General features: G+C 66.9%; 11 protein-coding genes. 8 read left to right on the forward strand and 3 right to left on the reverse strand.

Annotated features, from left to right (window positions below):
- Position 1: 1 nt before the first annotated feature.
- From LC041_RS08025 to LC041_RS08050, 6 genes are all read left to right on the forward strand, one after another.
- On the forward strand, positions 2 to 1,285 hold the full coding sequence (locus LC041_RS08025) for a CDP-glycerol glycerophosphotransferase family protein (protein ID WP_226532574.1): 1,284 nt from the start codon (positions 2 to 4) through the stop codon (positions 1,283 to 1,285).
- Positions 1,282 to 2,058 (forward strand): biotin--[acetyl-CoA-carboxylase] ligase, encoded by a 777-nt coding sequence (locus tag LC041_RS08030; RefSeq protein WP_226532575.1) that lies wholly within the window; start codon positions 1,282 to 1,284, stop codon positions 2,056 to 2,058. Before LC041_RS08025 ends, LC041_RS08030 begins: the two co-directional genes overlap by 4 nt.
- Before the next feature lie 86 nt (positions 2,059 to 2,144).
- Positions 2,145 to 2,663, forward strand: a complete 519-nt coding sequence (locus LC041_RS08035) for a PH domain-containing protein (RefSeq protein WP_226532602.1) — start codon at positions 2,145 to 2,147, stop codon at positions 2,661 to 2,663.
- Positions 2,664 to 2,765: 102 nt separating this feature from the next.
- Positions 2,766 to 3,890 carry a 5-(carboxyamino)imidazole ribonucleotide synthase gene (locus tag LC041_RS08040; RefSeq protein WP_226532576.1) on the forward strand — a complete coding sequence of 375 codons (1,125 nt, stop codon included), beginning with the start codon at positions 2,766 to 2,768 and terminating at the stop codon, positions 3,888 to 3,890.
- 141 nt (positions 3,891 to 4,031) lie between these two features.
- Positions 4,032 to 4,499, forward strand: a complete 468-nt coding sequence (purE, locus tag LC041_RS08045; protein ID WP_226532603.1) for a 5-(carboxyamino)imidazole ribonucleotide mutase — start codon at positions 4,032 to 4,034, stop codon at positions 4,497 to 4,499.
- A gap of 80 nt (positions 4,500 to 4,579) precedes the next feature.
- On the forward strand, positions 4,580 to 5,950 hold the full coding sequence (locus LC041_RS08050) for an LCP family protein (protein ID WP_226532577.1): 1,371 nt from the start codon (positions 4,580 to 4,582) through the stop codon (positions 5,948 to 5,950).
- Between the two features lie 61 nt (positions 5,951 to 6,011).
- On the opposite strand, the gene LC041_RS08055 is transcribed toward LC041_RS08050, so the two are convergent.
- From LC041_RS08055 to LC041_RS17345, 3 genes are all read right to left on the reverse strand, one after another.
- Positions 6,012 to 6,851 (reverse strand): M23 family metallopeptidase, encoded by an 840-nt coding sequence (locus LC041_RS08055; protein WP_226532578.1) that lies wholly within the window; start codon positions 6,849 to 6,851, stop codon positions 6,012 to 6,014.
- 747 nt (positions 6,852 to 7,598) lie between these two features.
- A complete protein-coding gene (locus LC041_RS08060) occupies positions 7,599 to 8,210 on the reverse strand; it encodes a hypothetical protein (protein WP_226532579.1) in 612 nt (203 codons plus the stop codon).
- A 143-nt stretch (positions 8,211 to 8,353) separates the two neighbouring features.
- Positions 8,354 to 10,117 carry a DUF4012 domain-containing protein gene (locus LC041_RS17345; protein WP_226532580.1) on the reverse strand — a complete coding sequence of 588 codons (1,764 nt, stop codon included), beginning with the start codon at positions 10,115 to 10,117 and terminating at the stop codon, positions 8,354 to 8,356.
- A 122-nt stretch (positions 10,118 to 10,239) separates the two neighbouring features.
- On the opposite strand from LC041_RS17345, the gene LC041_RS08070 reads away from it, so the two are divergent.
- Positions 10,240 to 11,313 carry a glycosyltransferase gene (locus LC041_RS08070; protein WP_226532581.1) on the forward strand — a complete coding sequence of 358 codons (1,074 nt, stop codon included), beginning with the start codon at positions 10,240 to 10,242 and terminating at the stop codon, positions 11,311 to 11,313.
- A gap of 101 nt (positions 11,314 to 11,414) precedes the next feature.
- On the forward strand, positions 11,415 to 13,286 hold a 1,872-nt coding region (locus tag LC041_RS08075), incomplete at its 3' end, for an LGFP repeat-containing protein (RefSeq protein WP_374197657.1).

Here is a 13,286-nt window from a genome sequence, read left to right on the forward strand (position 1 = left end):
GATGGGTGCACTGTCTGACGCGAAGAAGGCGTACCGGCTGCTCAAGCGGGCGCTCGCATCCCGCACGGCGGTGCAGCGGGTGCGTCGTCGCCTCGCCGAAACCGAGCCGTACCCGACCGGGCACTTCAAGGTGGCGGTGTACTTCGCCGACGGCGCGGTCAACATGTATCAGATGCGCCAGTGGTACCGTCCGCTCGCGGAACTCGCCCAGCGCTGGCCGGTCGTCGTGCTCTCGCGGCAGGCGACGGGCACCGAGAAGCTCTTGGACGAAGCCTCGCCCCCGGTGGCCTTCGTGCCGAAGGTCCGCGACCTCGAGCGCTTCATCGCGACCCAGGACATCCGGATCGTGCTGTACGTCAATCAGAACACCCGCAACTTCCAGATGTTCCGGTATGGGCGGCGGTGGCACGTGTTCATCAACCACGGCGAGTCCGACAAGATGTACATGACCACGAACCAGTACAAGGCGTACGACTACGCGTTCGTGGCCGGCCAGGCCGCGCGAGACCGCCTGTCGCGCACGCTCTGGGACTACGACGTCGATCGCCGGACGATCGAGATCGGGCGTCCACAGGCCGATCACTACTCGGGGACGCTGCCCTTCGTCCCCGACGGCCGCACGGTCGTGCTGTACGCCCCCACGTGGGAGGGCGACCGGCCCAGTGCGCACTACGGTTCGATCGCGTCGCATGGCGAGACTCTCGTGGCACGCCTGCTCGCCACCGGTCAGCACCGGGTGATCTATCGTCCGCACCCCCGCAGCGGCGTCGTCGACGAGGCCTACGGCGCCGCGCATCGACGGATCATCGCGGCGATCACTGCGGCGAACGCCGCGGACCCGGGCGCCCAGCACGTCTACGACGACGGCCCCGAGCTCGGCTGGCAGCTCACCGCCGCGGACGTCGCCATCGTCGACATCTCCGCCATGGTCTACGATCGGCTCGCTGCAGGGAAGCCGCTGATGATCACCCGCCCGGTGGATGCTCAGGCGTCGGTCGACACACAGGGGTACCTGTCCGACTGCGAGTGGCTGACCGCCGAGTCAGCGGCAGACGTGGTCGCCGAGATCGATCGCGTCAGGGACGATGAGGCCGCCATCGCACGATTGCGGATGTGGGTGCAGCACTACTTCGGCGACACGACGCAGGGAGTGGCGACCGAGAAGTTCCATGCCGCTGTGGACGAGCTCATGCGGGAGTGGGAGCGCTGGCAGGCGCACGAGGTCGGAGCGGTTCGCGAAGACGAGGACGACGACGACGAAGAAGCCGACGAAGAGGACGCATGAGCATCAGCTTCCCCCGCTCTTCCGCGATCGCGCCGCGCCTGGAACTGGTGGCGCGAACGGGATCGACCAATGCCGACCTTCGCGAGCATGCGGATGATGCGGACGAGTGGCCGCACCTGTCGATCCTGGCGACGCGCAATCAGACCGCAGGTCGTGGGCGGCTCGATCGGACATGGGTGGCGCCGGACGGCGCAGCTCTCGCCGTTTCCGTGCTGTTGCGCGCACTTCCGGCGGAACCGACGTCGCGGGGGTGGATACCGTTGATCGCGGGGTTGGCGATGGCGGAGGCCGTGGCCGCGCAGCTCCCGGACGAGGAGGTCGCGGTGAAATGGCCGAACGACGTGCTCGTCGACGGCCGCAAGATCTGCGGTATCCTCGCCGAGGGGGCGGGCGACGCGATCATCGTCGGTGCCGGAGTGAACACCGCGATGGCGGTCGCGCAGCTCCCTGTCCCGACGGCGACTTCGTTCGCGGCTCACGGTGTCGACGTCGACGAGGATCGGCTGCTCGCCACTTACGTGACGGTGCTCGACACCCAGCTCAGGGGCCTCTTCGTCGCCGGGGATGCGATCGCGAGCGGCGTGCACAAGGCCGTCAGTGAACGGTGCGCGACTCTGGGGCGCACGATCCGGGTCTCGATGCCGGGCGACCGCACGGTGGAAGGCACCGCAGTCGGCCTCGACCCGCAGGGACGGCTGCAGGTCGTCTCCGGGGGCATCGAGCACTCGATAGCCGCGGGTGACGTCATACACGTGCGTCCTGCGGGAAACTGACACGCCGAGGCACGCACGGGCTTGTCGGAGATCACAGGCACAATGGTGGGGTGACCCAGCCTGTGACGCTCGGCGGACGGCCTCTGATGCCGCCGCCCGGCACGCCTTCGGAGGAGCTGTTGATCGCGCGCTTCCGCGGCCACGCCCGTCGACTGTTCTGGTCCGCACTCATCCTCGTCGCCACGTTCGGTGCAACCGCGTACTTCTACGGCAACCTTCCGGCGGGATACGCGGACTGGATGCTGCTCTCAGCGGCCGGTGCGCTGGTCCTTCTCGCCGTCGTGATCCCCTTCGTCGTCTGGTACTCGCGGAGCACGACGGTCACGACGAGACGCGTCATCGCCCACCGGGGTGTCGGTGCCCGTCGGCGCCGGGAGATGTCTCACGCGCGCGGCTACACGATCGCCGTCCGACGAGGGCCCCTGCAGCGTCTGTGGGGTGCGGGCACGATCACCCTGTCCAACGGCGTCGATGCGCCGTTGCGTCTGGCGAACGTGCCGAACGTGACGCTGGTTCATGAGACTCTCGCCGACCAGATCGAGGTCGGGCAGATCCTGGCGCATCGCGACGCCCAGGCCAGTGGGGATGAGCTCGACCCGGCGTGACCCCGACCCGCCCGGCAGGCGATCGGCGACTCCGGCGGTCAGACGTGTCCGACCTTGCCGTGCAGGTGCGGGAGAATGGGATCGGACGAAGGGAGACGGCACATGGCCATGCGTGTTGGCGTGATCGGTGGAGGGCAGCTCGCCCGGATGATGATCGCTCCGGCGGTCGAACTCGGGCTCGAGATCCGGGTGCTCGCCGAGGACGAGGGGATGTCCGCCGGGCTGGCCGCGACCGCGGTCGGTGACTACCGCGATCTCGAGGTGGTGCGCGCCTTCGCCGCGGATGTCGACGTCGTGACGTTCGATCACGAGCATGTGCCCCAGTCCGTGTTGCGTGCCCTCGTCGCCGATGGTGTGGTCGTGCACCCGGGCCCCGACGCTCTCCAGTTCGCGCAGGACAAGCTGGTCATGCGCGCACGTCTCGCCGAGCTCGGCGTTCCGCAGCCGGACTGGGCTCCGGTGCGCGACGTCGCTGAGCTGCAGGCATTCCTCGATGCCCACGCGGGTGCCGGCGTCGTGAAGACACCTCGCGGCGGCTACGACGGAAAGGGTGTGCGCGTCGTCCGTGCCGCGGAAGAGGCTCAGGACTGGCTCGATGGGCTGGCCGAAGACGATGCGCTCCTCGTGGAGGAGCTCGTCCCCTTCGTGCGCGAGCTCGCCCAGCAGGTAGCGCGTCGCCGCAGCGGCGAGATCGTCGCGTATCCCGTGGTGGAGACGGTGCAGCGCGACGGCGTGTGCGCTGAGGTCATCGCGCCGGCGCCCGCCGCGGCCGAACGTCTCGTGCGGGTCGCTGAGGAGATCGGGCGCACCATCGCTGAGGGGCTCGGCGTGACGGGCATGCTCGCTGTCGAGCTGTTCGAGACCGACGACGAGCGGATCCTCGTCAACGAACTGGCCATGAGACCGCACAACAGCGGTCACTGGAGCCAAGACGGTGCGGTCACCGGACAGTTCGAGCAGCACCTGCGCGCGGTCGTCGATCTGCCTTTGGGGAGCACGGCCCCTCGTGCGGCCTGGTCGGTGATGGTGAACATCCTCGGCGGTCCGGCGGAGGGCACGCTGGAGGAGCGGTTCCCCGCAGCGATGGTCGAGCATCCGCAGGCGAAGATCCACACCTACGGCAAGGCGCCACGACCCGGCCGCAAGGTCGGGCACGTGAACGTCGCCGACGACGACCTCGACGATGCGGTGTATGTGGCGCGTGCCGCGGCCGCGCATTTCCTCTGAATCCGCTACCGGTGACGATCGTGCAGGTGGACATGCGGCACAAGAGGCGCGCCGTTCGGGGCTTCTCCCAGCGGTAGACCGTAGCCTGTTCTGGTGACTGAGCCACTGCACTCCTCCGCTGCCCCCCTGGTCGGCGTCGTGATGGGATCCGATTCCGATTGGCGCGTGATGAGCGATGCGTCTCAGGCGCTCACCGACTTCTGCATCCCGCATGAGGTCGAAGTCGTTTCGGCCCACCGCACCCCGGACAAGCTCATGGCTTATGCGCGGGAGGCCCGGTCCCGCGGTATCCGTGTGATCATCGCCGGAGCCGGGGGAGCAGCCCATCTTCCGGGCATGCTCGCCTCGATGACTCCGCTCCCCGTGGTCGGTGTGCCCGTTCCTCTCGCGTATCTCGACGGTATGGACTCCCTGCTCTCGATCGTGCAGATGCCCGCAGGGATCCCCGTCGCGACCGTGTCCATCGGCGGCGCCCGCAATGCGGGACTCCTGGCTGCCCGAATCCTCGGGGCGGCGGATGCGGAACTCGCCGACCGGGTGGAGGCGTACGCTCGTGAACTCGAGGCACAGGTCGAGGAGAAGAACGAACGGTTGAAGGGTTCGTTGTGACCCTTGCGCCTCCGCGCGCGAGGCCGCGCCCGCTCATCGAGACACGGCCCTTGCGGCACCCCGATGTGACGGATGCGGGCATGATGGCCAAGCGCGGCTGGTGGCTGGTCGCCCTGAACCTCGTGGTCCCCGGATCCGCGCAGGTGCTCGCGGGCAACCGCCGGCTCGGTCGCTTCGGACTCGGTGCGACTTTGCTCGCCTGGCTGCTCGTCGCGGTGGCGCTGGGTCTCGCCCTTTTCGCGCGCCCGGCGTTCCTGTGGCTCACGATCGGAGGCGGGCTGTTCTCCGCCGCGGTCCTCACAATCGTCCAAGTTCTTCTCATCGCGTACGTCGTGCTCTGGGTCGTGTTGACCTTCGACGCCCTACGGCTCGTACGGCTCGTGAAGGTCCCCGGGCCCTCTCGCCTCGCGATCCCGGTCGTGGCGCTCGTGCTGCTGGGCCTCGTGAGTGGCGGTGCCGGGTATGCCGCGACCGCGGTCGGCTCGGTGCGCAGCACGATCGGTGCGATCTTCGGGCAGAGTGGACCGAGCGTCGAGCCGAGCGACGGCTACTACAACATCCTGCTTCTCGGCGCGGACAGCGGCGACGGACGTGACTCGATGCGCTTCGACAGCATCTCGGTCGTCTCGGTGAACGCCGATACCGGGGCGGTGACGATCACCGGCATTCCGCGTGAGCTCCCGAACGCTCCGTTCAGCGAGGGGAGCCCGATGCAGGAGCTCTACCCGAACGGATTCGAAGGGCACGGATCTTCGACCTGCGGGTGGAACGGATGGATGAACCACGTCCGCAACGCCGCGGAGGTCTGCCGGGAGGACGGCGGGACCGGGCTCTACCCTGACGCGAAGGCCAACGGCTCCGAGCCGGGTATCGAAGCGACGAAGGACGCGGCGGAGGGGGTTCTCGGAATCGAGATCCCCTACTACGTCTTCGTCGACATGCACGGGTTCGCCGAACTCGTCGATGCGCTCGGCGGCGTGCAGATCAACGTCACCGAACGCCTGCCGAAGGGCGGTCCTCCAGAGGGCTGGACGGGTACCGACGTGAACGAGTGGGCTATCGGCTGGATCGAGCCGGGGGAGCAGCACATGGACGGTGACACCGCCCAGTGGTATGCCCGTTCGCGCTACACGACGAGTGACTGGGATCGGATGAAGCGCCAGCGCGAGCTGCAGGAGGCGATCCTCGCGCAGTTCACACCGCAGACGGTCCTGACGCGGTTCAACGAGGTGGCGGCCGCCGGAACGGCGTTGATCAGCACCGATCTGCCGTCGGACAAGTTGCCGGAGTTCTTCGATCTGATGCTCAAGGCGAAGGAGCAGCCGGTCACGACGATCGAGCTCACCCCCGATTCCGGAGTGGACGAGCACCAGCCGGACTACGCCTACATCCACGATCTGATCCGGCAGACGCTGCATCCACCGACGGAGACGCCGACCCCCGCACCGTGACCGCGAGTGTCCTCAGCGTGTGACGGCCCTCTTCGGTAGCGAGGCCGTCACACGCTCGAGGTCATGGGAGCGCGGGCATGCCGTTGGCGATGCGACGAGAATTGACGATCGCCTTGATGCTATTCCATTGAGACTGCGTGACGTTCTCGGGCGCTCCCCATAGGGCGAACTCAAGAGTCGCGGCACCGAAACTCAATGGCTGAAAGCTGAACTCTCCAACCGTTGCTCGTCGACGCAACTCGAAGACGTCGCTGTCAACACCATCAACGTTGTATATCGTTCGCATGACTACATCCTTCTTTTGCGGGGGCTGGGGTGTGGTTGGAGGGTCGCCGACGTATCTCTCGAAGTCGACACTGTTGCGGAAGCCGATTTGGAAAGGAGTGCCACCGATCCACAATGAGACGTGCACGTGGGCCCCATAGCCGTTGTCACTTCCGAAGCCCGAGGCTCCGGACTGCGCAATGACTTGACCTCGGGCTACGCGGTGACCAGGTGAAATCGCGCTGCTCTTCAGATGAAGGTAGCGGATGTAGTTCCCATCATCGCCACGCAGCGCAAGATATCGACCGGTAGCCCCGGACGTGGAGTCTTTCCGATCCACGATCATTCCATTGGTGGCCGCTCGGACTGGAGTGCCCGCCGCGACGCTGTAGTCGGTTCCTGGCTCTTGCGACGGTGGATTGCGATTCTTGTGCCCTTGCCAGGAATCCGAAATGGGAACGTTTCCGCAGGGACGAAGATAGGTGCCCGCGGCGGAGGCAGCGGACGGCGACACCGAGTCTTCGACACCGAACGCCGCGACGCCAAGTGCAAGTCCAGATGCGATGATCAGGCTTCGACGGCTCACGCCCTCGGGGTACACGCGCTCCTCAGGGGTATCCCGCTTGTCTTCGTACATCTACTGCGTCCCCCCTTCGTTCTCCCCACGGATGAGATTCTGCACCTGCTCTTCTGGCAAAGGGTCGATGGAGGCGTTTGACATCTCAATGAGAGAGTCTCGTGGTGTGCCCCCGATAGTGCATTGTGCTTGACCGTTGAACGAATTCACTCGGGCGGGAACGAGAACGAGCCACTCAGGTTCGACATCGCGACGCTCGACACGCACGCTTGCCATCTCGAATTCCGCACCTTCCCCGAAGGCAGAGCGTGTCGAGTCGACGCATAGTTGCGCTAGCTCCTGAGGCGTGAAGGCCGTGGTGGAACCAGAAGGTCCTGTCTCTTTGGGCGGTGATACCGATGCCGTCGACGTCGGCGCCAGATTGGAAGCGCCGAGCGTCGATGAACACCCGGCGATCATTGTGATTGAGAGCCCGAGAATTGCGACCTCGGACAAGCGCTTCAATGGAGGTGGTCTCATGGACACAAAGTAGCGAGTACTGAGGCTCTTTCGCTGTCCCCTGTTTGGCCTACAGACTAGTCGAGGGCGTCAGCTGTAGGTTGAGGCAGTCTGTGTCGAACGCACGGTGCGGGGAGGCGCGTCAGGGCGAGACTTGTGAATCCGCGCGCGACGAAACCCACGGTCACCACCTTCGATGAGGCGGAGCCGTGGGTTGCGGTGTGTTCGCTGGACGCACCAGACGACGGTGATCGGAGGGGGAGGGATCACCGTCGTCCAGTCGACCACCGCGCGAGGCGGCAGCCGGACCTAGGCGCGCTTGCGGCGAGATGCGCCGACGGCGACCAGGGCGCCACCGGCGACGAGTGCTGCGGCGCCACCGCCCAGAACCCACGGTGAAACGCTTCCGCCGGTGAGGGCGAGCTCGAACCCGCCGGCAGACGTCCCGTTGTCCCCGCCGCCAGTGAGCGGCAGCTCGGTACCCGCCGGTGCCACCCCCGGGTCGTGGTCGCAGGACGTGGCCGCGTCGTGGCCGTGCGACACCGTGATGGTGGCGGTGTACGAACGCGATCCGTTGAAGGAGACGGCGTAGGAGCCCTCACCGTCTGCCGGAGGGCGGAACGTGTAGGTCAGTCCGCCGTCTGCGCCAGCGGTGCTGCCCGAACCCGCAGCCCGTGCGGCCTCGAGTCCGGAGATCGACACACTCACGTTCTCGGACGGCAGGAAGTACCCTGCTCCGAAAACGATGGTCGAGACCTCGCAGGTATCGATGATCGGGTCGCTCACCTTGACGCCCGGAGGTGTCGGGTAGTCGTTGGACGACGCGGTCGGAGCGAGCGTCGGCGCCGCCGTCGCTACGGCCGGCGCAGCGAGTACGAGCGCGCCAGCGGTGAGGCTGATGGCAGCCAGTTTCTTCAGCATGATTTCTCCCCAGAATTTCACGCGGAATCGCCTCCGGATACACCCCTGCATCCGACTGCGTGGAGCCTCCCTGCCCCCACGGCAGGTTTACGGGCTCCAGATATTCCCCAGTGAGTCGACAGTACCCTATCGAGCGGCGAATGTCACGATGCGCAGATCAGTGGTTTGCGTGTCGTGTCCGGCGTGTCCACCAAGGGTGTGTGCAGGATCTGCGTGAGCCGCTCCCCGGCGCCGGTTCCCTGGTACTCCACGGTGATCGTGGTCGATTCCCCGGGAGCGAGCGATACCTCGTGCTGCACCACGGAGCGGTCGTCGAGCATGGCCGTCTGCACGCCTTCTTCTTCCCCGTCCCTGTCGATATGGGAGGGTGTCGCGCCCGCCGGGCCGTATATCGCGATGAGTGTGCGCACGGTGCCGGGCGGAACCCCGTAGTAGCCGTCGCCCGTGACGTAGGGAGGGAGCGATGTTGCGGCATCCGCAGGCGCGGTGTTGGTCCAGGTCACCCGCACCTGCGTGGTGGGCGCACCGTTGCAGGTGCCGACGGACGTCGAGAACGTGCCGCGGGTGTAGTAGTCCATCTTCCCGCCGGTGCTGTCGTTGATCAGCACACCGACGTGGGTCGCATCGGCGTCGTCCTCGGGAATCGTGCCGCCCAGAGCGGACGCGGCGAGAAACTCCTCCTCGTCCTCGTGTGCACTCCAGATGCGGATCCGTCCTTCTTCCGCGGCCTCTGCCAATGCCCCGATCAGGGCCTTCGGCTCGCCGCCGGAGAGGGCTGCGCCGAAGAGCGCACCAGCCGCCTGGGCGAAGATCTCGTCCTGCACGGCCGGGTCGGGCACGGCCGCGTAGATCTCCGAGAGCAGGATGCTGGTGATGTTCTCGGATGTCGCGGTGAATGGTCCGAACGTGAGATCCCCGGTGACGTCCATCAGCTTCTCCGCGACGATCGCGTCCACGGCGATGACGCCGTCGACGGTCCCGCCGAACCGTCCCGTCCATCGCGCGGCGATGGTCTCTCCGGCCTCGGTGAAGTCCGGGATGCTGGTGATGTTCTGCAGGAATCGACCGGGGCGATCCTCGAAAAGCGCCACCGTCGAATCGCTGAGCGGCAACGGGGTCTCGAGCGCGGGGAAGTCCCGTGTCGAGGCCTGCTGCTGGAGGGTGATCCTTCCGTTCTCCGCGTGGAGCAGGGCGACCGAGCCGATGATCCCGCCGGACGAGCGCAGCTCTGCGTTGTTCTGCATTGCCAGTACGTAGTTGCGGGGGCCATCACCGCCCAGCATGGTCGGCAGGAGGACGGCGGCGCCGTGCAGCGCGCCCACGGCGGTGGCGGCCTCGGTGACGGCGGAGCGCATCTGATCGATCGCCTCCGCGAGCGGCGGGAGAGCGGCATCGGCATCGATGCGTCTGGCCTGCAGCTCGGCGGCTGCCAGCGCGTCGCTCGCAGTGCCGAGCGGCTCTTCGATCTCGGCGAACGGTGCGAGGTCGATGGTGCCGCCCACGAACCCGAGGCTTGCGAGATCGAGGCCGTCTGCGACCTCGAGAAGAGGGGCGAGAGCATCCGTCGAGACGTCGTCGGCGATGTCGGCGATCTCGCTCACGGCACGGAAGTTCGGTCCGAGCCAGGGGATGAAGCCGAACGCCTGCCACACCGGGTCGGACGTCAGATCGGCCGCCGATGCTGCGCTGTGCGCGACGCTGCGGGCGATCGGCTCCGCGCCGTCGAGGTCTCCGGACGCGATCGTCTTCTTCAGCTGCGTCGCCCCGTCGGCGACGTCTTGGAGGTCGTTGACCGCGCCGATCCCGCGAACGGTGACCCAGCCGATCGCGACGAGGAGCAGCGCGACGATAGCGCCGATGGTCCACCCGATCCATCGGCGTCTGACGGGAAGTCGGCCATCGCTCACCCGAGCATTCAAGCATGAACGACGGTGGGGGTGGTGGACGGAAACTGTGCGAACGCTGATATTCGTGCGCCACGGGTGGCGCGCTCCACGGGGGCATGGCAGCGCGAGGATAGCCTGAGCGCATGGGAGCTCGGCTACGTTTCGTTCTGGATCAACTCGGCCAGATCGTCGACCCCGATCTCGCGTCCGCTGCGGTGGATCTGGCCCATGGCCTGGTTTCGACAGCACCCGCAGGCTGCGCGGTGGACCTCATCGTCCCCGCGGGCTCCGAGGTCACGGTCGACGGCGTGGGAGAGGTGCGTACCCTCGGTCTGGCACGCCGTGAACTGGCGGCCTCGTGGCAGCTCGGTATCGCCCCCGGCGTCGGCGGCGGCATGATCCACTCGCCGAGCCTGTTCGCTCCCCTCGTGAAGCACGACCGTGTGCACGACAACGACCAGACGACCGTCACTCTCTGGGATCTCCGTGCGTGGGACGCGCCGGAGCTGCTGCCGAAGAACCAAGTGGCCTGGCAGCGGGCGATGCTTCGTCGGGCGGTCAAACACGCCGATGCCGTCGTGGTGCCCTCTCACGCCGTCGCAACGCGGCTCTCCGAGCTCGCGCGTCTGGGTGATCGGGTGCGTGTGATCGCGGGGGCGCCGCCGCGGGGATTCGTGGTCCCCTCCGACGCCGATCGGCGTCGGAGCGCGCTGTCCCTGCCCGGCGAGTACCTGGTGCTCACCGGATCGGAGTCGTCGTTACGGGACGGTTTCCGCGGGGCGGCGGCCGCCGGTCTCGACGCCGTCGTGCTCGATGCGCCGGAAGGGTCGGAGCCCCGCTACGTCGAGATCGCATCCGCAGCCGGCCTCCCGGAGCGCCGTACTCATGTGCGGGGCGCGCTGGCGATCGAGGATCGTGCGGCCGCGCTCGCGGGTGCGTCGGTCTTCGCCGCGACCGGCGAGGTCGCGGGCTGGCCCTGGCGGGCCGTCGAGGCGATGACGCTCGGTGTCCCTGTCGTAGCGGTCGACAGCGGCTCCCACCGTGACGTGATCGCGGACGGCGGCACGCTCGTCGCCGTGGACGAGATCGCAGCGGCGATCGAGCAGGCGGCGGGACCGGCGGCTGAGCGGCTCCGGATTCTCGCGGCCGACCGGTCGAGGGCGTTCTCCTGGGCCAGCGCGGGGGAGCGCCTCTGGGGGCTGCACGCCGACCTGTAATCCGCTGAGAGCCACCTGCGCATCAGGGCGACACGCCGAAAACTTGCGCCGTGAACGCCGCAACAGTGGCATCATCGCGCAACTTCCGTCACACTGGTCACATGTCTCGACGTGCCCCACGCTCGCGAAACACCCTGAGGATCTCCCCACTCCTCACCTGTTTCCTCGCTGTCTCCGCCCTGGTGATCGGCACGGTGGTCCCCGCCACCGCCGCCCAGGCCTCCGTCTCCGCGCCGGTTCAAAGCGCCGTCAGCGCCGCGGTCGATCCTGCCGCAACCGGTATATCGAAGGCATCACTCGTCGGATTCACGCCGGGCAACATCATCAGCGACGCCGTGTTCACTGACAAGAGCACGATGACCGAGGCGCAGATTCAGTCATTCTTCAACAGCAAAGTGGCGAGGTGTCAGAGCGGGTATGTGTGCCTGAAGGACTTCAGGATCTCGTCGGTGACGAGGCCCGCTGACGCCTATTGCAAGGGGTACACGGGTGCGGCGAACGAGTCGGCCGCTCGCATCATCTATCGCGTGGCGCAAGCGTGCGACATCAACCCTCGCGTCCTCATCGTCATGCTCCAGAAGGAGCAGGGGCTCGTCACCCACACGTGGCCGAGCGCATGGCGGTACAACATCGCGCTGGGGCAGGGGTGCCCGGACACCGCGCCTTGCGACCCCAACTATGTCGGCTTCTTCCACCAGATCTACGGCGCTGCGCGCCAGATGCAGATCTACATGGAGGGCAAGTGGTTCCAGTGGTACGCACCTGGCAAGACCTGGAACATCCTCTACAACCCGAATAGATCGTGCGGGTCGTCTCCGGTGTACATCGCCAATGCCGCGACGGCGGCGCTCTATTACTACACCCCTTACCAGCCCAACGCGGCGGCACTGCGCGCGGGATACGGGACAGGTGACGGGTGCTCTGCCTATGGCAACCGGAACTTCTACAACTACTTCACCGACTGGTTCGGCGCGACGAAGTACACCGTCTCCGGTGCGATCGCCACTGCCTGGAACGCCCAAGGCGGAGCGACGGGGCGGTACGGACAGCCCACTGGGAATGCGGTGTACGTGTCCGCCAACGGTGGGGGGTACGTACAGCAGTTCGCCAAGGGAACGATCTGGAAGCCGGCTTCCTCGTCGCACGCGTATCCGATGAGCGCGGGGCCGTTCCGGTCCAACTATCTCGACGCCGGCGGCGAAAAGGGATCGTGGGGATGGCCGACGGACGACGCGGTCTGTCAGTTGGCAGCAGGCGGATGCAAGATGACCTTCCAGAAGGGCACCGTCTACTATTCCGCAGCGACCGCATCGGTCCTCGTTCCCACCGCCTTCGCTGCCCTCTACGAGATACTGGGAGCGGAGTCGAGCAGGTTCGGATACCCCACGATGGCTGCCATCGCAGGACCGGATTCAGGCTTCGAGCAGACGTTCCAAAACGGCGTGATCGTCTATTCGCCCGCGACCAGGCTCGTCGAGGTCAGCGGTGCGTTCCTGGAATTCTGGCGCGCCGCCGGGGGAGTCAAGAGCGTCTACGGCTACCCGAAGACCGCGATTCTCTCTGCTCCGGCGTCCGGGGGCGGGCAGGTCCAGGAGTACACCAAGGGCAAGATCTGGTCATCCGCGGCAGGCGTCTTCGGACTCAAGGCCGGCGGCATGCTCACCGACTACCTCGCCGCTGGCGGAGAAGGAGGCGCGTGGGGCTGGCCCACGGGAGCACAGGATTGCACGCTTGCCGGTGGTGGGTGCTCGATGTCGTTCCAGAAGGGTGTGGTCGGCTGGTCGTCGTCGACGGGTTCCGTGCTGGTGAGCGCGAAGGTCGGTGCTGAGTGGATTCGGTATGGGGTGGGTCGTTTGGGCTATCCGTCGGGTCCGGCGGCAGCGGTCACGGCGAATGGCGGGGGCTCGGTGCAGGCGTTCACGAGGGGGAAGGTGTTCGATTCCCCTGCCGGGTCGTTCGGTATCGGTTCGGGT

Source organism: Microbacterium paraoxydans (assembly GCF_020524545.1).
Taxonomy (GTDB): Bacteria; Actinomycetota; Actinomycetes; order Actinomycetales; family Microbacteriaceae; genus Microbacterium; species Microbacterium paraoxydans_C.

Bases quoted from the DNA above. Each gene is read 5' to 3' on its own strand.
- LC041_RS08025 (WP_226532574.1), top strand. From the start codon at position 2: ATGGGTGCACTGTCTGACGCGAAGAAGGCGTACCGGCTGCTCAAGCGG.
- LC041_RS08030 (WP_226532575.1), top strand. From the start codon at position 1,282: ATGAGCATCAGCTTCCCCCGCTCTTCCGCGATCGCGCCGCGCCTGGAA.
- LC041_RS08035 (WP_226532602.1), top strand. From the start codon at position 2,145: ATGCCGCCGCCCGGCACGCCTTCGGAGGAGCTGTTGATCGCGCGCTTC.
- LC041_RS08040 (WP_226532576.1), top strand. From the start codon at position 2,766: ATGGCCATGCGTGTTGGCGTGATCGGTGGAGGGCAGCTCGCCCGGATG.
- purE (WP_226532603.1), top strand. From the start codon at position 4,032: ATGGGATCCGATTCCGATTGGCGCGTGATGAGCGATGCGTCTCAGGCG.
- LC041_RS08050 (WP_226532577.1), top strand. From the start codon at position 4,580: ATGATGGCCAAGCGCGGCTGGTGGCTGGTCGCCCTGAACCTCGTGGTC.
- LC041_RS08055 (WP_226532578.1), bottom strand. From the start codon at position 6,851: ATGTACGAAGACAAGCGGGATACCCCTGAGGAGCGCGTGTACCCCGAG.
- LC041_RS08060 (WP_226532579.1), bottom strand. From the start codon at position 8,210: ATGCTGAAGAAACTGGCTGCCATCAGCCTCACCGCTGGCGCGCTCGTA.
- LC041_RS08070 (WP_226532581.1), top strand. From the start codon at position 10,240: ATGGGAGCTCGGCTACGTTTCGTTCTGGATCAACTCGGCCAGATCGTC.